Origin of the sequence: Rahnella inusitata (assembly GCF_003263515.1) — a bacterium.
In the GTDB taxonomy this organism is placed as follows: Bacteria; Pseudomonadota; Gammaproteobacteria; order Enterobacterales; family Enterobacteriaceae; genus Rahnella; species Rahnella inusitata.
Map to the genome: position 1 here is coordinate 172,184 of NZ_JYDE01000006.1, position 21,233 is coordinate 193,416.

At 55.2% G+C, this 21,233-nt stretch carries 18 protein-coding genes and 1 pseudogene; 17 read left to right on the top strand and 2 right to left on the bottom strand.

Annotation, left to right across the window (positions count from 1 at the left end; all coding sequences use genetic code 11):
- Nucleotides 1-33 precede the first annotated feature (33 nt).
- Genes cysJ through TU92_RS04160 form a run of 3 tightly spaced genes read left to right on the top strand, consistent with a single transcriptional unit; the run spans nt 34 to nt 4,356 of the window.
- Nucleotides 34-1,836, top strand: coding sequence for an NADPH-dependent assimilatory sulfite reductase flavoprotein subunit (gene cysJ, locus TU92_RS04150; RefSeq protein ID WP_112164694.1), 1,803 nt, complete (start codon nt 34-36; stop codon nt 1,834-1,836).
- Nucleotides 1,837-1,863: 27 nt separating this feature from the next.
- Nucleotides 1,864-3,600, top strand: a complete 1,737-nt coding sequence (gene cysI, locus TU92_RS04155) for an assimilatory sulfite reductase (NADPH) hemoprotein subunit (RefSeq protein ID WP_112164716.1) — start codon at nt 1,864-1,866, stop codon at nt 3,598-3,600.
- A gap of 24 nt (nt 3,601-3,624) precedes the next feature.
- The gene (locus tag TU92_RS04160) at nt 3,625-4,356 is read left to right on the top strand and encodes a phosphoadenylyl-sulfate reductase (protein WP_112164695.1); all 732 of its coding nucleotides are present in this window, start codon (nt 3,625-3,627) and stop codon (nt 4,354-4,356) included.
- A 76-nt stretch (nt 4,357-4,432) separates the two neighbouring features.
- Here TU92_RS04160 and TU92_RS04165 read toward each other — a convergent pair whose 3' ends face one another.
- Nucleotides 4,433-5,470 carry an aminopeptidase gene (locus tag TU92_RS04165; protein WP_112164696.1) on the bottom strand — a complete coding sequence of 346 codons (1,038 nt, stop codon included), beginning with the start codon at nt 5,468-5,470 and terminating at the stop codon, nt 4,433-4,435.
- 327 nt (nt 5,471-5,797) lie between these two features.
- On the opposite strand from TU92_RS04165, the gene cysG reads away from it, so the two are divergent.
- The 13 genes and pseudogenes from cysG to rpoS all read left to right on the top strand — a co-directional run bounded on the left by cysG (nt 5,798) and on the right by rpoS (nt 17,095).
- Nucleotides 5,798-7,222, top strand: a complete 1,425-nt coding sequence (gene cysG / locus TU92_RS04170; protein ID WP_112164697.1) for a siroheme synthase CysG — start codon at nt 5,798-5,800, stop codon at nt 7,220-7,222.
- Between the two features lie 10 nt (nt 7,223-7,232).
- Entirely contained in the window at nt 7,233-8,141 is a 909-nt protein-coding gene (gene cysD / locus TU92_RS04175) for a sulfate adenylyltransferase subunit CysD (protein WP_112164698.1), read from the top strand.
- Nucleotides 8,142-8,154: 13 nt separating this feature from the next.
- Nucleotides 8,155-9,582, top strand: a complete 1,428-nt coding sequence (cysN, locus tag TU92_RS04180) for a sulfate adenylyltransferase subunit CysN (protein WP_112164699.1) — start codon at nt 8,155-8,157, stop codon at nt 9,580-9,582.
- 1 nt (nt 9,583) lies between these two features.
- A complete protein-coding gene (gene cysC, locus TU92_RS04185) occupies nt 9,584-10,207 on the top strand; it encodes an adenylyl-sulfate kinase (protein ID WP_112164700.1) in 624 nt (207 codons plus the stop codon).
- Between the two features lie 58 nt (nt 10,208-10,265).
- Nucleotides 10,266-10,646, top strand: a complete 381-nt coding sequence (locus TU92_RS04190) for a DUF3561 family protein (protein ID WP_112164701.1) — start codon at nt 10,266-10,268, stop codon at nt 10,644-10,646.
- Nucleotides 10,647-10,861: 215 nt separating this feature from the next.
- A complete protein-coding gene (ftsB, locus tag TU92_RS04195; RefSeq protein ID WP_112164702.1) occupies nt 10,862-11,182 on the top strand; it encodes a cell division protein FtsB in 321 nt (106 codons plus the stop codon).
- 2 nt (nt 11,183-11,184) lie between these two features.
- A complete protein-coding gene (ispD, locus tag TU92_RS04200) occupies nt 11,185-11,904 on the top strand; it encodes a 2-C-methyl-D-erythritol 4-phosphate cytidylyltransferase (RefSeq protein WP_112164703.1) in 720 nt (239 codons plus the stop codon).
- Nucleotides 11,904-12,377 (top strand): 2-C-methyl-D-erythritol 2,4-cyclodiphosphate synthase, encoded by a 474-nt coding sequence (gene ispF / locus TU92_RS04205; RefSeq protein ID WP_101078465.1) that lies wholly within the window; start codon nt 11,904-11,906, stop codon nt 12,375-12,377. Before ispD ends, ispF begins: the two co-directional genes overlap by 1 nt.
- 22 nt (nt 12,378-12,399) lie before the next feature.
- On the top strand, nt 12,400-13,446 hold the full coding sequence (gene truD, locus TU92_RS04210) for a tRNA pseudouridine(13) synthase TruD (protein ID WP_167457509.1): 1,047 nt from the start codon (nt 12,400-12,402) through the stop codon (nt 13,444-13,446).
- Nucleotides 13,427-14,191: a 5'/3'-nucleotidase SurE gene (gene surE / locus TU92_RS04215; protein ID WP_112164704.1), complete on the top strand. Its 765-nt coding sequence runs from the start codon at nt 13,427-13,429 to the stop codon at nt 14,189-14,191. Before truD ends, surE begins: the two co-directional genes overlap by 20 nt.
- On the top strand, nt 14,181-14,807 hold the full coding sequence (locus tag TU92_RS04220; protein ID WP_112164705.1) for a protein-L-isoaspartate(D-aspartate) O-methyltransferase: 627 nt from the start codon (nt 14,181-14,183) through the stop codon (nt 14,805-14,807). The genes surE and TU92_RS04220 overlap by 11 nt, the downstream gene beginning before the upstream one ends.
- Before the next feature lie 231 nt (nt 14,808-15,038).
- Complete coding sequence (gene nlpD, locus TU92_RS04225; protein ID WP_112164706.1) at nt 15,039-16,058, top strand: murein hydrolase activator NlpD; 1,020 nt, start codon at nt 15,039-15,041, stop codon at nt 16,056-16,058.
- Nucleotides 16,059-16,109: 51 nt separating this feature from the next.
- A pseudogene (gene rpoS, locus TU92_RS04230) lies at nt 16,110-17,095 on the top strand (RNA polymerase sigma factor RpoS).
- Nucleotides 17,096-17,242: 147 nt separating this feature from the next.
- Here the strand turns inward: rpoS and mutS are convergent.
- Nucleotides 17,243-19,789 (bottom strand): DNA mismatch repair protein MutS, encoded by a 2,547-nt coding sequence (gene mutS, locus TU92_RS04235; RefSeq protein ID WP_112164718.1) that lies wholly within the window; start codon nt 19,787-19,789, stop codon nt 17,243-17,245.
- 260 nt (nt 19,790-20,049) lie between these two features.
- Between mutS and mltB the strand changes: the two genes are divergently transcribed.
- A complete protein-coding gene (gene mltB, locus TU92_RS04240) occupies nt 20,050-21,153 on the top strand; it encodes a lytic murein transglycosylase B (RefSeq protein ID WP_112164707.1) in 1,104 nt (367 codons plus the stop codon).
- The last annotated feature ends 80 nt before the right edge of the window (nt 21,154-21,233 follow it).

The following is a 21,233-nucleotide window of genomic DNA, read 5'->3' on the forward strand; positions in this document are numbered from 1 at the left end:
GACTGGCTTCTGCATAAGGGAATTCGTACCGCGATGACGACTCAGGCTCCTCCAATTTCACTGCTCCCGCTGACCCCCGAGCAAATGGCCCGCCTTCAATCGGCGATTGGTGATTACTCACCGACTCAGATGGCCTGGCTCTCCGGATATTTTTGGGGAATGGTTAATCAGCAACCGGGCGCTGTTGCCGCTCCGGTAGCCGCACCGGCGGCGGCTGCCATTACACTGATTTCCGCCTCGCAAACGGGCAACGCCCGCCGCGTGGCTGAGCAGCTGCGTGACGATCTCATCGCCGCGAAACTGAACGTCAATCTGGTCAACGCCGGTGACTACAAATTCAAGCAAATTGGTCAGGAAAAGCTGCTGCTGATCGTGGCCTCGACGCAGGGTGAAGGCGAGCAGGCGGAAGAAGCCGTCGCGCTGCACAAATTCCTGCAATCCAAAAAAGCGCCTCAGATGAAAGACACCGCGTTTGCAGTATTTGCGCTCGGTGATACTTCTTACGAATTCTTCTGTCAGGCCGGTAAAGACTTTGACAGTCGCCTCGGCGAACTGGGCGCAGAACGCCTGTTAGACCGCGTGGATGCGGACGTCGAATACAAAGACGTGGCGCAGGAGTGGCGTAAACGCATTGTCGAGGTGTTGAAACAGCGCGTTCCGGCCAATACTTCCGGGCAAGCCGCGCCGACGCTGGCGGGCAGTGTGAATCAGGTCGACAGCAGCCCGTACACCAAAGAATTGCCGCTGACCGCAACGCTTGCGGTGAACCAGAAAATTACCGGCCGTGATTCCGATAAAGACGTGCGTCATCTGGAAATTGATCTCGGTGATTCCGGCCTGCGTTATCAGCCGGGCGATGCGCTGGGAATATGGTTTGAAAACGATCCGCAACTGGTGCAGGAAGTAGTAGAACTGCTGTGGCTCAAGGGCGATGAAACCGTGGAGGTGAATGGCAAATCGCTCTCGCTTTGCGAAGCGTTGCAACATCACATCGAACTGACGCAGAACACCACACCGATTATCGAGAAATACGCCGGGCTGTGCCGCGACGAGCACCTGACCGGCCTGCTGGCGGATAAAACCGCGCTACAGCAATACGCGCAGACCGTGCCGTTCGTGGATATGGTACGTCGCGCGCCGACCGAACTGGACGCGCAACAGCTGGTAGATTTACTGCGTCCGCTGACGCCGCGTCTGTACTCCATTGCCTCTTCGCAGGCCGAGACCGAATCTGAAGTGCACATCACCGTTGGCGTGGTGCGTTACGACATCGATGGCCGCCCGCGTACCGGTGGGGCATCCGGCTATCTGGCGGATCGTCTGGAAGAAGACGGCGAAGTGAAAGTCTTCATCGAACACAACGATAATTTCCGCCTGCCTGCCAACCCGGAAGCGCCGGTCATTATGATCGGCCCCGGTACCGGTATCGCGCCGTTCCGCGCCTTTATTCAGCAGCGCGATAACGACGGCGCCAGCGGCAAAAACTGGCTGTTCTTCGGCAACCCGCACTTTACCGACGATTTCCTTTATCAGGTGGAATGGCAGCGCTACGTGAAAGACGGCCTGCTGACCAATATCGATCTGGCGTGGTCACGCGACCAGGCAGAAAAAGTGTACGTACAGGACAAACTGCGTGAGAAAGGCGCCGAGGTCTGGCAGTGGTTGCAGGAAGGTGCGCACGTGTATGTTTGCGGCGATGCCAACCGTATGGCGAAAGACGTAGAGCAGGCGTTACTGGAAATCATTGCCGAAAACGGCGTGATGGATCTGGAAACGGCCGACGAATATTTAAGTGAATTACGTCTGGATCGCCGTTACCAGCGTGACGTCTACTAACGAATTTGAGCAATGAGCGAAAACCTTATGAGCAATAAATTGTGGAGCGAACTGAATCCCGGCCCCGGCCCTTTGATCGTCGATGCCCCGCTGGCCGACGCTGAGCGTCTGAAAAAGGAGAGTAATTTCCTGCGCGGGACCATTACCGAAGATTTAAAAGATGGCCTGACCGGCGGATTCAACGGTGACAACTTCCTGTTGATCCGTTTCCACGGCATGTATCAGCAGGATGACCGTGACATCCGCGCCGAACGCGCCGAGCAAAAGCTCGAACCGCGCCACGCGATGATGCTGCGCTGCCGTTTGCCGGGCGGGGTGATGACGCCTGCGCAGTGGCTGGGTATCGACAAATTTGCTGATGACAGCACGATTTACGGCAGCATCCGTATTACTAACCGTCAGACATTCCAGTTCCACGGCATCCTGAAACCGAACGTAAAACCGGTGCATCAGCTGCTGAACAAACTGGGTCTGGACGCGTTGGCAACCGCCAATGACGTGAACCGTAACGTCTTGTGTACGTCGAACCCGGTAGAGTCTGAGCTGCATCGCGAAGCCTACGAGTGGGCGAAGAAACTCTCCGAGCATCTGCTGCCGCGCACTCGCGCCTACGCCGAGGTGTGGCTGGATCAGGAAAAAGTCGAAACTACCGACGAAGAACCGATTCTGGGTGCCACCTATCTGCCACGCAAATTCAAAACCACCGTGGTGATCCCGCCGCAGAACGACGTGGATCTTCACGCTAACGATCTGAACTTTGTGGCGATTGCCGACAACGGCAAGCTGATCGGCTTCAACGTGCTGGTCGGCGGTGGCCTGTCTATCGCGCACGGCGACAAAGCCACTTATGCCCGCACCGCCAGCGAGCTGGGCTTTATTCCGCTGGAGAACACGCTGGCTGTGGCCGAAGCGGTAGTGACCACGCAGCGCGACTGGGGCAACCGTACCAACCGTAAAAATGCCAAAACTAAATACACGCTGGAACGCGTCGGCGTGCCGGTCTTTAAGGCCGAAGTCGAAAAGCGCGCGGGCATACAGTTTGCGGACGTTCGTCCTTATGAATTCACTGGCCGCGGCGACCGTATCGGTTGGGTAAAAGGGATCGACAACCAGTGGCATCTGACCCTGTTTATCGAAAATGGCCGTATTCTGGATTATCCGGGCAAGCCGCTGAAAACCGGTCTGGCAGAAATTGCTAAGATCCACAAAGGAGATTTCAGGCTTACTGCTAATCAGAATCTGATTGTCGCAGGCGTCGCGGAAAAAGAGAAAGACGCGATCGAAACGCTGGCGCGTAACCACGGTTTGATCGACGACGGGATCACCGAGCAGCGTAAAAACTCGATGGCCTGTGTGTCCTATCCAACCTGTCCGCTGGCGATGGCCGAAGCCGAACGTTTCCTGCCGGAGTTTGTGACCAAAGTTGAAGGGATCATGCACGGACACGGCGTGGGGGATGAGCATATCGTTCTGCGCGTGACCGGGTGCCCGAACGGCTGCGGACGTGCGCTGCTGGCCGAAATCGGTTTAGTCGGTAAAGCGATGAACCGCTATAACCTGCATCTTGGCGGCAACCGCGCCGGTACGCGTATTCCCCGCATGTACCGTGAGAACATTTCAGATACAGAGATCCTCGGCATTATCGATGAACTGGTCGGTCGCTGGGCAAAAGAGCGCGAAACGAATGAGGGCTTCGGCGACTTCGTGATCCGCGCAGGTATCATCAGGCCGGTGCTTGATCCGGCACGTGATTTTTACGATTAAGAGCGACGAGTTATCGGAGACGCTATGAGTTTACTCAGTCTGGCTGAATTGAATGAGTTACCGAAATCCGGACAGTCTATGGCGCTGGCGGAAATTAACGCCAGCCTCGAAAAGCTGTCGGCACAGGAGCGGGTGCAGTGGGCGCTGGAAAATATGCCCGGCGAATTCGCACTGTCTTCCAGTTTCGGCATTCAGGCGGCGGTCTGTCTGCATCTGGTCACTCAGCAGAAATCTGATATTCCGGTGATCCTCACCGATACCGGTTATCTCTTTCCGGAAACCTATCAGTTTATTGATACGTTAACCGAACAGCTGAATCTCAACCTGCAGGTGTTTCGCGCTGAGCAGTCGCCCGCATGGCAGGAAGCGCGTTACGGCAAACTGTGGGAACAGGGCGTCGAAGGGATCGAACAGTACAATCAGATCAACAAAGTTGAGCCGATGAACCGTGCTATCCGGCAACTCGGCGTGCAGACCTGGTTCGCCGGTCTGCGACGTGAGCAATCCGGCAGCCGTGCGCATTTACCGGTGCTGGCGGTGCAGCGTGGCGTGTTTAAGATCCTGCCGATCATCGACTGGGATAACCGTCAGATCTTCCAGTATCTGAAAGACAACGGCCTGAGCTACCACCCGCTGTGGGATCAGGGCTATCTTTCCGTTGGCGATACGCACACCACTAAAAAGTGGGAAGAAGGGATGAAAGAAGAGGACACGCGCTTCTTTGGGTTGAAGCGTGAATGCGGCTTACATGAGTGATAATTCGCACCCTCCTCGATAAAAAAACGGACGCTTTTTAGCGTCCGTTTTCATTAGTGCTTTCTATAGAAAAGTGTCAGGCGTGTTTAGCGGGTTTCGCCAGCCCTTTCAGCAGGGGAAACAGCACCTTCACGCTGTCTCTGGCGCGTTTATCAATGCGGCCCGGCAATGCGCTGTCGAGATATTGCAGGTTATCGAACTGGCTCTGATAACGCGCGGTGCCGAGCGGAAAGTGGCTGCTGATCGCCCGTTGCTGCGCGCCGTCCTTTTTGCCCAGCGCATAATTGGTGGCTGTGACGTTCAGCAGCGGCAGATGCGCATCGTCGAGTGCCTGTAAGCCGTCGCAGCAGTGCGTACCCGCATGGCTTTCAGCCGGAATGCCCAGACTGTGCGCAATATTAATGGCACGCACGCGGGTCAGCTTGGCGACCGCTGCCGAGGTATTCACGCCGCTGTTGAAATACAGTTTATCGCCGGTGATGAGAGAATCGAGATTGATCACCAGGAGAGTATTTTTCTTCTCTTCGGCACTCATACGCTTAATAAAATCTTCGGCCCCTTTCGCTCCGGTTTCTTCCGCACTCAGCGCGACAAAACGCAGGCTGTAATGCGTCGGGATCGCCTGCATCCGCTCCGCCAATTCCATCATCACGCCGATGCCGGAGGCGTTATCATCCACGCCCTGCAACGTCAGGCCGCCGAGATTATGGTTGGTATCGGCATCGCTTTGCGGAACGTAGGTATCAAAATGCGCCATCACGATGATCTGTTGCGGCACTTCACCGGCGCGCGCAGCAATCACCGACGTGGCGTGAATATTGTGCCAGTCCTTTTTGCCGTCGTTGCTGGTATACAGATAGCGGGTATCGAAACCGCGCAGATTGCTCTGGTAGCCGAATTTATTAAATTGCTGATTAAGGTATTCGGCGGCGATCAGTTCCGCCGGACTGCCTGCCATCCGCCCCGGAAAATAGGTGGCGATATGGCGAATTTGCTGACTGGCGATTTCGCCCATCGGAGGAAGCGGTGACGTGGCCGCCAGCGCATGAGTCAACCCGGCACAGCCCAGGCTAAAAGCCAGCAGCGTCCGCTTCATGCGTAAAAAAGAAAACATAGCCAAAAATCCTTGTCAGTAGGTCAGGGTGACCGGAGGGCAATCAAAGCAGCAGGCCGCGCAGGGCGGTCTTACAGGACCGATAGTATGCGATTGTGTGAGCCAATAGACAATTTCCCAAATCCGAAATCGCTCTTTTTGTCGCAGGCTGATAAAAGCGGAAAGGTCATGAAAAATATTCAGGCAGATGAAATTCCCGCGAGGCTGAGTCCCGTCTGGCGCTCTATATTCCATTTAGTAACTAATCATTCCTTTTCGTCATTTCAGATCAATTATTGCCTGCACGTATAGTCGGGATATTCATTCTGGTTATCAGTTAAGGCTTTTGTGGACTATCTACCAATATTTGCCGACCTCAAACAACGCCCGGTGCTGGTTGTCGGTGGTGGCGAAGTCGCTGCTCGCAAAATAGATCTTCTCCTGCGGGCGGGCGCGCAAGTTCGGATAGTCGCGCAGGCACTTTCCCCCGAGCTGGAACAACGCAAACAGGCCGCAGAAGTCAGTTGGCTGGCGCAGGCTTTTCTGCCGGAACAGCTCGACGATGTGTTTCTGGTGATTGCGGCCACCGACGACGCGGCGCTCAATGCGGAAGTCTTCGAGCAGGCCAATCAGCGCTTCGTGATGGCTAACGTGGTTGACGATCAGCCGAAATGCTCCTTTATTTTCCCCTCGATTGTCGACCGTTCGCCGATTGTGGTAGCGATCTCCTCCAGCGGTAAAGCCCCGGTGCTGGCGCGTATGTTGCGCGAGAAGCTGGAAACCTTGCTGCCCACCAGTCTCGGGCAGATGGCCGATATCGCCGGACGCTGGCGTGAAAGTGTTAAAACGCAGTTCACCTCAATGCGTGCCCGCCGCCGGTTCTGGGAACAGGCATTTGCCGGACGCTTCGCCAGCCTCGCTTCTGCGGGAAAGCTCGCAGAAGCAGAACAGGCGCTGCAACAACAGTTAGAAAACGCGGAAGACATCTCGCATAGCGGCAATGTCACGCTGGTGGGCGCCGGGCCGGGTGATGCAGGATTACTTACCTTACGTGGATTGCAGGTTATGCAGCAGGCCGATGTAGTGCTTTATGACTATCTGGTCAGCGACGAAGTTTTAGATCTGGTACGTCGCGATGCCGATAAGATTTGCGTCGGTAAACGTGCGGGCAGCCATTCTGTTGCGCAGGAAGAAACCAACCGTCTGCTGGTCGAACTGGCCCTGCAGGGCAAAAAGGTCGTGCGGCTGAAAGGCGGCGATCCGTTTATTTTTGGTCGCGGCGGGGAAGAGTTACAGGCCGTGCAGGCCGCGGGTATTCCTTTCCAGGTTGTCCCCGGCGTCACTGCGGCGGCAGGCGCCACGGCCTATGCCGGTATCCCGCTGACTCACCGCGATCACGCGCAGAGCGTGGTGTTCGTGACCGGCCATTGTAAGCCGGAAGATAACGGAATTCAGTGGGAAACGCTGGCGAAAGGCAAGCAGACATTGGCGATTTACATGGGCACCCTCAAGGCGGCTGAAATCAGCCAGCAACTGATTGCTCATGGTCGCGCAGCGCACACTCCGGTCGCCGTGATTGGCCGGGGAACGCGTGCGGATCAGCAGGTGCTGACCGGCACGCTTGATAATCTTGAACATCTGGCTCAACAGGCGCCGACGCCGGCGTTGCTGGTGATTGGTGAGGTGGTAGCACTTCATCAGCAACTGGCGTGGTTTGGGCATCATCCTGAGACTGACGGTACTCAACGCCCGTCGGTTGTGAATTTGGCTTAAAGGATCTGTTATGGACGAAAAACGACTGACTCATTTGCGGCAACTGGAGGCGGAGAGTATCCATATCATCCGTGAAGTGGCTGCTGAATTCGCCAACCCGGTGATGATGTACTCCATCGGGAAAGATTCTTCGGTCATGCTGCATCTGGCGCGCAAGGCTTTCTTCCCCGGCACACTGCCGTTCCCGCTGCTACACGTGGATACCGGCTGGAAATTCCGTGAAATGTACGAGTTCCGCGACCGCACGGCGAAAAATTACGGTTTCGAGCTGATTGTGCATAAGAACCCGGAAGGCGTGGCGATGGGCATTAACCCGTTCGTCCACGGCAGCGCCAAACACACCGACATCATGAAAACCGAAGGTCTGAAACAGGCGCTGAGCAAACACGGTTTTGATGCGGCCTTCGGCGGTGCGCGCCGTGACGAAGAGAAATCCCGCGCCAAAGAGCGTATTTATTCGTTCCGTGACCGCTTCCACCGCTGGGATCCGAAAAATCAGCGCCCGGAGCTGTGGCACAACTACAACGGCCAGATTAACAAAGGCGAAAGCATCCGCGTCTTCCCGCTCTCCAACTGGACCGAGCTGGATATCTGGCAGTACATCTATCTGGAAAATATCGAAATCGTTCCACTATACCTGGCCGCGCCGCGTCCGGTACTGGAGCGCGACGGCATGCTGCTGATGGTCGATGACGACCGCATTGATTTGCAGCCGGGTGAAGTTATCGAGAAGAAAATGGTGCGCTTCCGTACTTTAGGGTGCTGGCCGCTGACCGGTGCCGTTGAATCCGAAGCGCAGTCGCTGCCGGAGATCATCGAAGAGATGCTGGTCTCAACCACCAGTGAACGACAAGGCCGCGCGATCGACCGCGATCAGGCCGGTTCGATGGAAATGAAAAAGCGTCAAGGGTACTTCTGAGGAGCCGCAGCTAATGAATAACGCAATTGCACAACAAATCGCGGAGCAGGGCGGCGTCGAAGCTTACCTGCACGCCCAGCAACATAAAAGCCTGCTGCGCTTCCTGACCTGCGGCAGCGTCGATGACGGCAAAAGTACGTTGATCGGCCGCCTGCTGCATGACACGCGTCAGATCTATGAAGATCAGTTGTCTTCACTGCATAACGACAGCAAACGTCACGGCACGCAGGGCGAGAAAATCGATCTGGCATTGCTGGTGGATGGCTTACAGGCCGAGCGCGAGCAGGGCATCACCATCGACGTGGCTTACCGCTACTTTTCTACCGAGAAGCGTAAGTTCATCATCGCTGATACGCCGGGGCACGAGCAGTACACCCGCAACATGGCGACCGGTGCCTCGACCTGCGATCTGGCGATCCTGCTGATCGACGCCCGTAAAGGAGTGCTGGATCAGACCCGTCGTCACAGCTTTATCGCCACACTGCTCGGGATCCGCCATCTGGTGGTTGCCGTGAATAAAATGGATCTGGTGGAGTACAGCGAAACCGTATTCGAGCAGTTTAAACAGGATTATCTGGATTTCGCGCAGCAACTGCCGACTGATCTGGACATCAAGTTTGTGCCGCTTTCTGCACTGGAAGGTGACAACGTTGCCACGCCAAGCGAGAAAATGAGTTGGTATACCGGCCCGACGCTGCTCGACGTGCTGGAAACCGTCAACATCATTAATATCCGCGAACAGCAGCCAATGCGTTTCCCGGTGCAGTACGTGAACCGTCCAAACCTCGATTTCCGCGGCTATGCCGGTACGCTGGCGTCAGGCTCGATCCGGGTCGGACAGAAAGTAAAAGTGTTGCCGTCTGGCGTGGAATCCACCGTCGCGCGCATTGTGACCTTTGACGGTGATTTGCAGGAAGCCTGGGCAGGTGAAGCCATTACGCTGGTGCTGGCGGATGAGCGCGATATCAGCCGCGGCGATACGCTGGTGGATGCGAATGAAACCGTGAAGCCGGTGCAAAACGCCAAAGTCGACGTGGTGTGGATGGCGGAGCAACCGCTGAGCGTCGGCCAGAGCTACGACATTAAAGTCGGCGGCAAGAAAGCCCGTGCGCGCGTGGAGAACATCGAATATCAGGTGGAGATTAATTCCCTGACGCAGCGTGTGGTGGAAAACCTGCCGCTTAACGGTATCGGTCTGGTCGAGCTGGCCTTTGACGAACCGCTGGTGCTGGATAACTACCAGAGCAATGCGGTCACCGGTGGCATCATCTTCATCGACCGACTGACTAACGTCACCGTTGGGGCCGGTCTGGTACGCGAAGCACTGGAGCAGGTGTATGAAGAGTCAGACAAATACAGCGCCTTTGAGCTGGAGCTGAACAGTCTGGTTCGCCGTCACTTCCCGCACTGGGGCGCACGCGACCTGCTTGGTGGCAAATAAGATGGCGTCTCAGGACTCGCAGTCAGTAAAAGATGAGAATGTCGTCTGGCATCCGCACGCCGTCACGCGTGCGGATCGCGAGAAACAACATGGTCACCTTGGTGCGGTGCTATGGTTCACCGGGCTTTCGGGTTCGGGGAAATCCACCGTCGCCGGTGCGCTGGAGCAGGCATTGCACGCGCTGGGCGTCAGCACGTATTTGCTCGATGGTGATAACGTCCGTCACGGGCTTTGCAGCGATCTGGGCTTTACCGATGACGATCGCCGTGAAAACATCCGCCGCGTCGGCGAAGTCGCCAAACTGATGGTGGATGCCGGGCAGGTGGTGCTGACCGCGTTTATCTCACCGCATCGCGCCGAGCGCGACATGGTGCGTGAGTTGCTGCAAGAAGGGCAGTTCATCGAAGTGTTTGTGGATACGCCGCTGTCGGTCTGTGAAGCGCGCGATCCGAAGGGTCTTTACAAAAAAGCGCGCGCCGGTGAACTGAAAAATTTCACCGGAATCGACTCTGAATATCAGCCGCCAGAAGCGCCGGACGTGCATCTTGAGGGGGAACAATTGGTAACACATTTGGTTCCCCAATTATTAGATGTGATGCGCCGGCGCGGTATTATCAATCCCTGAATGTTGCCGGCCAAACGCCACAGAGCGTGCCGGTTTACACTGAACACAGGGATCATCTATGCAGGCTTTACTCAGCAGACTGGTCAGCCGGATCCGCCTTGATCGCCTCAGTGCGGATCATGCCCCGGCGCGACGGTTAGCACAGACCACAGACAGTGCAGAAAACGACGATCCGTCCTACTCCTTTCAGGGTGGATCTATTGGTTTCGCCTGTTACTGGCTGGCGCTGGCAATCCCTTTTTGGGTGTACGGCTCGAATACTCTGTTTTTCCTCCTCTATACCTGGCCCTTCTTCCTGGCGCTGATGCCGGTGTCGGTACTGATCGGTATCGCTTTCAGCATGCTTTTTCGCGGGGGCTGGTTCAAAACTCCCGTCGCTACCGGCGTTTGCGTTATCGGCATGTTCTGGACCGTGTTCTCATTTCTCTCCGGCTGGTGAGGGAAACAAACGTCTGTATCGGATCCTGTGAGGATCCTTTTTTATCTCTTTTGACTGGCGATTTTTCCGGCAATTCTTTTCCACGATGTAACCCATTGTGTCATTCTCACCCACAATTGCGTGCGTAAGTCTGAATCTCAACGGCAATTATCCTGCCACAGTGGAGTCAGAAGGAAAGTTGTGGGATGATTGCCCGGCTTTTTTAGGGGGCGGGGATGGGCAAACTAACACTGCTGTTACTGATTTTACTTGGCTGGTTACAGTATTCGCTGTGGCTGGGCAAGAATGGTATTCATGATTACGTGCGTGTGAACGATGACGTTGAAGTGCAGCAGGTCAACAACGGCAAACTGAAATCACGTAACGACCAATTATTCGCTGAAATCGACGATTTAAACGGCGGTCAGGAAGCGATCGAAGAACGCGCACGCAACGAACTGGGTATGATTAAACCCGGTGAGACTTTCTATCGTCTGGTGCCAGACAATAAACGCGCTCCGGGCAGCAATCTTTCGCAAAATAATTCGAACCCATAGCCATGAGCCACACCGCAGTTTCCCTTCCAAAGGTCATTGCCGTTTTACCCGCTGCCGGAATTGGCAGCCGTATGCAGGCAGAGTGTCCTAAGCAATATCTTTCTATCGGCGGTAAAACGCTGATAGAACATTCGATCCGCGCTTTGTTGCACAATCATCAGGTCACTAAAGTTATCGTGGCGCTGAGCCCGCATGACACGCAGTTCGCGTCGCTGCCAATTGCTCAGGATCCCCGCATTGCAGTGGTGATCGGTGGCGGCGAGCGCGCTGAGTCCGTGATGGCGGGTCTTGAGGCTGCCGGAGAACGTGGCTGGGTGCTGGTACATGATGCCGCGCGCCCTTGTCTGCACCCCGATGATCTGAATAATTTGCTGGCGATTTCAACGAGCAGTAAGACCGGCGGGATCCTCGCCGCGCCGGTTCGCGACACCATGAAGCGCGGAGAAACCGGTTTGCAGGCTATCGCGCACACGGTCGATCGCCAGGATCTCTGGCATGCGCTGACCCCCCAATTTTTCCCTCTCGAATTACTGAAAATCTGCCTGCGCCGTGCGCTCAATGAAGGCGCTGTGGTCACTGATGAAGCTTCTGCAATGGAATATTGTGGCTATCATCCGGTGTTGGTCCCTGCGCGGGCCGATAATATTAAAGTCACCAGGCCGGAAGATCTGGCACTGGCTGAATTCTATTTAACCCGCATATCCCACGAGGAGAACGCATAATGCGTATCGGTCACGGTTTTGATGTACATAAGTTTGGCGGCGAAGGCCCGCTGGTGATCGGCGGCGTGCGTATTCCTTATCCGCAAGGTTTGCTGGCGCACTCCGACGGTGATGTCGCGCTGCATGCGGCAACGGATGCCCTGCTTGGCGCTGCGGCGCTGGGGGATATTGGTAAATTGTTCCCTGATACCGACCCGGCTTACAAAGGTGCTGACAGCCGTGAGCTGCTGCGCGAAGCGTACCGCCGCATCCGTGCGAAAGGCTACAAGCTGGGCAATCTGGATATCACTATCATCGCGCAGGCGCCTAAAATGGCGCCGCACATTCCGCAGATGCGCGTGTTTCTGGCCGAAGATTTGCAGTGTCATATGGACGACGTTAACGTTAAAGCCACCACCACTGAACAGCTGGGTTTCACCGGCCGTGGCGAAGGTATCGCATGCGAAGCCGTAGCCCTGCTGATTAAGGAATGATGTTGTGGAAGATTACCGCATGATAGATATGTCCCGTCTCACCTGGTTGCTGGGCGAGCCCGTGGCAACCGGCCAGCTGAAAGCCAATCCGGAAGACTTTATCGTCGAAGAAGACTTGGGCTTTGAGCCGGATGGCGAGGGTGAACATCTGTTAGTGCGGATCCGCAAAAACGGCTGCAACACGCAGTTTGTCGCCGAGCAGCTGGCGCGTTTCGCCAAAGTGCATCCGCGCGATGTCAGCTACGCCGGTCTGAAAGACAGGCATGCGGTCACTGAACAATGGTTTTGCCTGCATTTGCCGGGCAAAGTCGACCCAGACCTTAGCCAGTTTGATCTCGAAGGCTGCGAAGTGATCCGCGCTTCACGCCATCGCAAAAAAATGCGCATCGGCACACTGAAAGGCAATGCGTTTACGCTGGTGCTGCGTCAGATAAGTGATATTGAGAATGTGGAAACCCGTCTGGCGAAGATAGCAGAACAGGGCGTACCGAACTATTTCGGGACACAGCGCTTTGGCCGTGGCGGCAATAATCTGGTGCAGGCGAAACGCTGGGCAACCAACGAAGCCCGTCCGAAAGAGCGCGCAAAGCGCAGCTTCTATTTGTCGGCCAGCCGCAGCGCGATGTTCAACATCGTCGCCAGCCAGCGTCTGGCGGAGAATACGGTGCGTCAGGTGATGCTTGGTGACGCCTTGCAGCTCAGTGGACGCGGCAGCTGGTTTGTCGCGAAAGCGGAAGAGTTTGACTCTCTGCTGCCGCGTGTAGAAAGCGGCGAGTTGCTGGTGACGGCACCCCTGCCCGGTGATGGCCCGTTAGGGACGCTGGAAGACGCGGAAGCATTCGAGCTGGCTTGCCTGAGCTCTCAGGCTGATCTACTGTCATTACTGAAACGCGAAAGAGTCGAACCTGCGCGTCGCGCCATCATGTTGCAACCGTTACAGATGCATTGGCAACGTTGGGATGATGTGACTCTGGAACTCAAATTCTGGCTACCGGCAGGCAGCTACGCGACGAGCGTTGTGCGCGAGCTGATGCATCTGGATGAAATCAATGCGGATATTACTGAGTAACGACGACGGCGTACTGGCTCCCGGCATTCAGGCGCTGGCGTCCGCGCTGCGTGAATTTGCCGAGGTGACGCTGGTCGCCCCCGACCGCAACCGCAGCGGCGCTTCCAATGCGCTGACGCTGGACGGCCCGTTACGTATTCAGTCCTATCCCAATGGCGATACCGCTGTCATTAACGGCACGCCCACCGATTGTGTCTATCTTGGCGTTAATACCCTGATGCGTCCGCGTCCGGACATCGTGGTTTCCGGCATCAACGCCGGTCCGAATCTGGGCGATGATGTGATTTACTCGGGTACGGTCGCCGCTGCTATGGAAGGCCGTCATCTCGGTTTTCCTGCGCTGGCGGTTTCACTCGACGGGCATCAACATTACGACACCGCTGCCATCATCACCTGCCGCCTTCTCAGGGCGCTGGCGCGCGAGCCTTTGCGTACTGGCAAAATTCTGAATGTTAATGTCCCGGATCTGCCTTTGTCTGAAATTAAAGGCATTCGCGTCACGCGTTGTGGTAGCCGTCATCCGGCTGAACAGGTATTTTGTCAGCAGGATCCCCGGGGGCAGGATTTGTACTGGATCGGCCCGCCGGGCGATAAGTTTGATGTCGCGCCAGATACGGACTTTGCCGCCGTTGCGCAAGGTTATGTGTCAGTGACGCCTCTTCAGGTGGATTTAACCGCCTATGCGGCTCAGGATGTCGTGGTCTCATGGTTAGAAAAGGCCGGGGTGAGCGCGAATGGTGAATAAGCCGATGTATAACCTGCTGGAACAGCTGCGCCAGCAGGGTATCCACGATGAAAAATTGCTGCATGCCATTGAGGCCGTGCCGCGCGAGCGTTTTGTCGACGAAGCGTTTCAACACAAAGCCTACGAAAATACTGCGCTGCCGATTGGCTCAGGGCAGACCATCTCCCAGCCTTATACAGTGGCGCGAATGACCGAACTGCTGCGCCTTAAGCCTTCATCACGCGTGCTTGAGATCGGCACCGGTTCCGGTTATCAAACGGCGATTCTGGCGCATCTGGTGGAGCACGTATTTTCGGTTGAACGGATAAAAGGGTTACAGTGGCAGGCGAAGAGACGCCTCAAGCAACTCGATTTGCACAATGTTTCTACGCGCCATGGCGACGGCTGGCTGGGATGGCCTTCGCGAGGGCCGTTTGATGCCATCATTGTCACTGCTGCACCCCCTGAAATTCCCCAAGATTTGCTGCAACAACTCGATGACGGCGGCGTCATGATCCTGCCCGTCGGCGAAGAGAATCAAACTCTGCAACGCATAACCCGACGTGGAGACGAGTTCGCTGCCGAAACAATTGAAGCAGTCCGCTTTGTCCCTCTGGTGAAAGGCGAGCTGGCCTGATCCCGGTACTCTGCAGGACTAACCCCTTAAAATTTAAATACAACTGTTATATGGTGCTGTACTGGCTATGTTGATAGCATCCACTACAGTTTTTTATGGCACAGCGCATTCGGGGATTGGCCTGAGTGGGCATGTTGCCTGCCCGCACGGTATGACATGATACGAAAAGCGCCAGCTGGCGCGGTGTGCGTGGTTAAAGCGTTATTCTGAGATTGCCGTAACGGGGGAAATATGAGCACGGGAAGCCCAATAAAAACACTAAGCCGCATTGCGGTCTGTACGTTTATCAGTGCCTGGATGGCGGGATGTACGAACAATTCAACCACATCGGCACCCATCAGCAGCGTAAATGGCGGCGGTGGCGGTAGTCAGACCCGTCAGAATACTCCGAATTCCTCGCAGCTAAATGCACCTGCGATCGGCTCCGGTGGACACATTGTGTACAACCGTAGCTACAATTCTATCCCTAAAGGTAGCTATAGCGGCAGCACCTATCAGGTTAAGCGTGGCGACACCCTGTTTTACATCGCCTGGATCACCGGAAACGACTTCCGAGACCTTGCGGCGCGTAACAATATTGCCGCGCCGTACAATCTGGAAGTCGGTCAAAATATCCAGATTAACAACGTCTCTTCGGCGGCCAGCACGGGCGGATCTTTAGCCGTTACGGACGCGACAAATGGTGGTGTTCCGAAAGTTCCGACGGGTGGAATGCTCACAGGTTCTGTGGTTGCATCTCAACCAACTACCACGTATTCTGATTCTTCTGGTAAACAGAATGTAGGTAAGATGTTGCCTTCATCAGGTGCAGTGACCACGACCACACCTGTTGCCGTAGCCAGTACTCCCGTTAGCACTCCGACAAATAATGGCGGTCCGGTTTCCACATGGAAATGGCCGACTGACGGGAAAATTATCGATAATTTCTCAGCTTCTGAAGGGGGAAATAAGGGGATCGATATCGCTGGTTCGCGCGGACAGTCTGTCGTCGCCACCGCCTCAGGGCGTGTAGTGTACGCAGGCAATGCTCTTCGCGGTTACGGTAATCTAATCATCATTAAACACAATGATGATTACCTGAGCGCCTATGCACATAACGATACAATGCTGGTCCGGGAACAACAAGAAGTGCAGGCGGGACAAAAAATAGCGACTATGGGTAGCACCGGAACCAGTTCAGTAAGATTGCATTTTGAAATTCGTTACAAGGGGAAATCCGTAAATCCGCTGCGTTATCTTCCGCAGCGATAACACGGGCAGAGTCTTGAATTCTGCCCTCGGGACCACGGGTAGGAGCAGCTTATGAGTCAGAATACGCTGAAAGTTAACGAGTTACATGATGATGTAGATTCGATGAGAACAGCGCTGAAGCCTTTGACGAGAAAGCCACAGTCGAAGAGACTGCCGACAACGACGCTGAAGAAGAGTTGTTGTCGCAGACTGTAAGCCAACGAGTGCTGGACGCAACTCAACTGTACCTCGGTGAGATCGGTTATTCCCCTCTGCTTACGGCAGAAGAGGAAGTTTATTTTGCAAGACGTGCGCTGCGTGGAGATGTTCCTTCGCGTCGCCGTATGATTGAAAGTAACCTGCGTTTGGTGGTTAAAATTGCCCGCCGCTACAGTAATCGCGGACTGGCACTGCTGGATTTGATCGAGGAAGGTAACCTGGGTCTGATCCGTGCAGTTGAAAAATTTGACCCTGAGCGTGGATTCCGTTTTTCTACCTATGCGACATGGTGGATACGTCAGACCATCGAACGGGCGATCATGAATCAAACCCGTACCATTCGTCTGCCGATTCACATCGTGAAAGAGCTTAACGTTTACCTGCGTACTGCACGTGAACTTGCGCATAAACTGGACCATGAGCCGAGCGCAGAAGAGATTGCTGAGCAACTCGACAAGCCGGTTCATGATGTCAGCCGTATGTTGCGCCTGAATGAGCGTATTACCTCTGTAGATACCCCGTTGGGCGGTGACTCAGAGAAAGCGCTGTTAGACATTCTCGCGGATGAAAAAGACAACGGCCCTGAAGACACCACGCAAGACGACGATATGAAACAGAGTATCGTGAAGTGGTTATTCGAGTTGAATGCAAAACAGCGTGAAGTACTGGCGCGCCGTTTCGGCCTGTTGGGCTACGAAGCTGCGACGCTGGAAGACGTGGGTCGTGAGATTGGCCTGACACGTGAACGTGTTCGTCAGATTCAGGTAGAAGGTTTGCGTCGCCTGCGTGAGATTTTGCAGGGACAGGGACTGAGCATCGAAGCTTTGTTCCGTGAGTAATGTGCTCTGCGAGTCATTCGCTTTTAGGCAATAAATACAGCATCAAATTTGGCATCAAAAAGAACGGTGGGCTAATCCCCACCGTTTTTTATTTCTGTCATGTCACTGTCTGTGAGTTTAATAAACAGCATTCGCGTTATGCGGCTGTTACACCAACTCTTTCAAACGATAAATCCATTCCAGCGCCTGTCGCGGCGATAGCGAATCCACATCCAGTGCTTCCAGCGCTTCGACCGCCGGTGAGACATCTTCTGTCAGCAGCGCCAGTTGCGGGCCATCAACCTTGCTGGCTGCGGCGTTGTTTGACAACGTTTCCAGCTCCTTCAGTTTCTGGCGCGCTCGCTTAATCACATCACGGGGTACACCGGCCAGTGCGGCCACGGCCAGACCGTAGCTCTTGCTGGCGGCGCCGTCCTGCACACTGTGCATGAAGGCAATGGTGTCACCGTGCTCGATCGCATCCAAATGAACATTGACCGTGCCTTCCATTTTTTCCGGCAGTGTGGTCAGTTCGAAGTAATGGGTGGCGAACAGGGTCATCGCTTTGATACGGCTGGCCAGATTTTCGGCGCAGGCCCATGCCAGCGACAAGCCGTCATAGGTTGAGGTGCCACGGCCGATTTCATCCATCAGCACCAGACTGTTTTCGGTGGCGTTATGCAGAATGTTAGCGGTTTCGGTCATTTCAACCATGAAGGTCGAGCGGCCGGAAGCCAGATCGTCAGCCGCACCGACGCGCGTAAAGATGCGATCGACCGGACCAATGGTTGCCGCGTCCGCAGGCACATAGCTGCCAATGTGCGCCATGAGAACAATCAGCGCCGCCTGCCGCATATAAGTACTCTTACCGCCCATATTCGGGCCGGTAATGATCAGCATGCGTCGTGCCGGAGACATGTTCAGCGGGTTGGAAATAAAAGGTTCACTAAGTACCTGTTCGACGACCGGATGACGTCCGCCGGTAATGTGTATTCCCGGCTTTTCGCTCATGGTCGGACAGGCATAATTAAGCGTATAAGCACGTTCAGCCAGATTGCTCAGTACGTCGAACTCAGCCAGCGCACTGGCGCTTAGTTGCAAAGCGGAAAGATGTGGCATCAGCAGGTCGAAGAGTTCTTCATACAATGCTTTCTCCAGCGACAGCGCTTTCCCCTTAGAGGTGAGGACTTTGTCTTCATACTCTTTCAGTTCGGGAATGATATAGCGCTCGGCGTTTTTCAACGTCTGGCGGCGAACGTAATGAATTGGTACCAGATGGCTCTGACCGCGGCTGACCTGAATGTAATAACCATGAACGCCGTTGAATCCGACCTTGAGCGTATCCAGCCCCAGCTTTTCACGTTCACGGATTTCTAAACGATCCAGATAATCTGTCGCACCATCGGCCAGTGCGCGCCATTCGTCGAGCTCAGCATTATAGCCCGGCGCAATCACGCCGCCGTCGCGAACCAGCACTGGCGGGCTCTCGATCACAGCGCGTTCCAGCAGTTCCACCAGATCAGTGAAGTCGCCAGTCTGTTCAACCAGTGTCTGAACATACTCCGCGCCGGTATCGTTTAAAATCTCACGGATTTCCGGCAACTGTTGGAGCGCATGGCGCATACGGGCCAGATCGCGTGGACGTGCGCTGCGAAGTGCCAGACGTGCCAGAATACGTTCCAGGTCGCCCACCTGACGCAGCACTGGCTGTAAATCTGCGGTTATATCCTGCAATGCGCCAATCGTGCGCTGGCGGTTTGCCAGCATTTTGATGTCGCGGCTGGGCATGTGGATCCAGCGCTTGAGCATGCGGCTGCCCATCGGCGTAACCGCCTGATCCAGCACAGACGCCAGCGTGTTTTCAACGCCACCGGCCAGATTTTGCGTGAGCTCCAGATTACGGCGCGTGGCCGCATCCATAATGATGCCGTCTTGCTGGCGTTCCATGGTGACACCACGGATATGGGGCAGGGCGGTGCGCTGGGTGTCTTTCACGTATTGCAGCAGACATCCGGCCGCACGCAGCGCCTGCGCGGCCTGTTCAACGCCAAAACCACTTAAATCGCGGGTGCCGAATTGCAGATTCAGTTGCTGCTTCGCCGTTTCAAGCTCAAATTCCCACATTGGGCGACGACGCAGACCACGGCGGGACGCAATCAGCGGCATCGCCTCAAAGCTTTCCGGGTACAGCAACTCTGCCGGATTGGTGCGCTGCAACTCTGCGGCCATCGTTTCGAGATCGTCAGGCTGGGCGACACGAAAACGGCCCGAGCTGATGTCCAGCGTTGCATAACCGAAACCGCGTCCGTCCTGCCAGATGGCAGCCAGCAGATTGTCTTGGCGTTCGCTCAGCAGGGCTTCATCACTCACCGTGCCTGGGGTGACGATGCGCACCACCTTGCGATCCACCGGTCCTTTGCTCAGAGCCGGATCACCAATCTGTTCTGCGATTGCGACGGATTCGCCCAGCTGTACCAGCTTCGCCAGATAACCTTCTACAGCGTGATAAGGCACGCCCGCCATCGGGATCGGCTCACCGGCAGAGGAACCGCGTTTGGTCAGCGAGATATCCATCAGTTGCGACGCGCGTTTCGCATCGTCATAAAACAGTTCGTAGAAGTCGCCCATACGGTAAAACAGCAGAACTTCCGGGTTCTCTGCTTTAAGACGCAGGTACTGCTGCATCATGGGCGTGTGGGCTTCCAGTCCGCTCATATTGTTTTTCTTTTGATTGATTTCATTCAATTTTATTCATCCTGTTGGCTCATAGCGCCTGATGCAACGACTTTACAACGGATCCTAACGTGAGTAGAGGTAAAAAACCACGTTGCTTGCAGAAGATGCGTAACGTCACACAAATGGCTGTAAACCTGCATCGTCAGCCTCCTTGTAAAGACGACGATTTTCAGTTTTTTCGGCTCTGATAATGCACTAACATACCCTCACCTCTTTTATTGCATGGTTACGGATATCCGATGCGCCTCCTGGCTGTCATTCTTCCCCTGGTTTTAACACTTTCTGCTTGTAGCAGTAATAAGCCTCCGGCTCAGCCTGATGGCCCGCGCAACCCTTTCTCTGATGGAAGAAATGCCAGCACTAATGCGGCACCCAGCGGCGGTTTTTTGTTGCAGGCCGAACATACCGGTGCAGTGCAGAACGGTGACTTTGCCTATGACCCGGCGATGAATCAGTTTGTCGATAAAATGGTTCGCGAACATGGATTCGACCGCCAGCAGTTGCACGATGTGCTGGCGCAGACAAAACGTTTAGGTTTTGTGCTCAGATTGATGGATCAACAGGCGCCGTCAGGGGGCCCGTCGACTGTGCCGAACGGCGCATGGAACCGTTATCGCAGTAAATTCATTACGCCGGACAACGTGCAGAATGGCGTGGTGTTCTGGAACCAGTATCAGGATGCGTTGCAACGCGCCGAGCAGGTTTACGGTGTGCCGCCAGAAATCATTGTCGGCATTATCGGCGTCGAAACCCGCTGGGGGCGCGTGATGGGGAAAACTCGCATTATTGATGCGCTGGCGACCCTATCCTTTGCGTATCCGCGTCGGGCGGAATATTTTTCCGGCGAGCTGGAAACCTTCCTGCTGATGTCGCGTCGTGAAGGTGACGATCCGCTAAGTCTGCGCGGTTCTTTTGCTGGTGCGATGGGGTATGGCCAGTTCATGCCGTCGTCTTATCGTGATTATGCGGTGGACTTTAACGGCGACGGACACGCCAACCTGTGGGATCCGATTGATGCTATCGGCAGCGTGGCCAATTATTTCAAAGCACATGGCTGGACTAAAGGTGCTCCGATCGCAGTACCGGCAGCCGGTCAGGCGCCGTTGCTTGAGAATGGCTTCAAAACCAAGTATCCGCTCTTTACGCTGAAAGCTGCAGGGCTTAGTCCGCTGGGTTCACTGGGAAATTATCAGGAAGCCAGCCTGCTGCGCCTTGATATGGGCACGAATTACCAGTACTGGTATGGACTGCCGAACTTCTACACCATCACTCGTTACAACCATAGCGTGCATTATGCAATGGCGGTATGGCAACTGGGGCAGGCAGTGAAAGCTGCACGATGAACCGGTCGTGATTTCTTCTGAGGGTCGCCTGGTGCGGCCCTTATTTTTGCTTTTTATCCTAATTCTGAAGGCATCGCGCA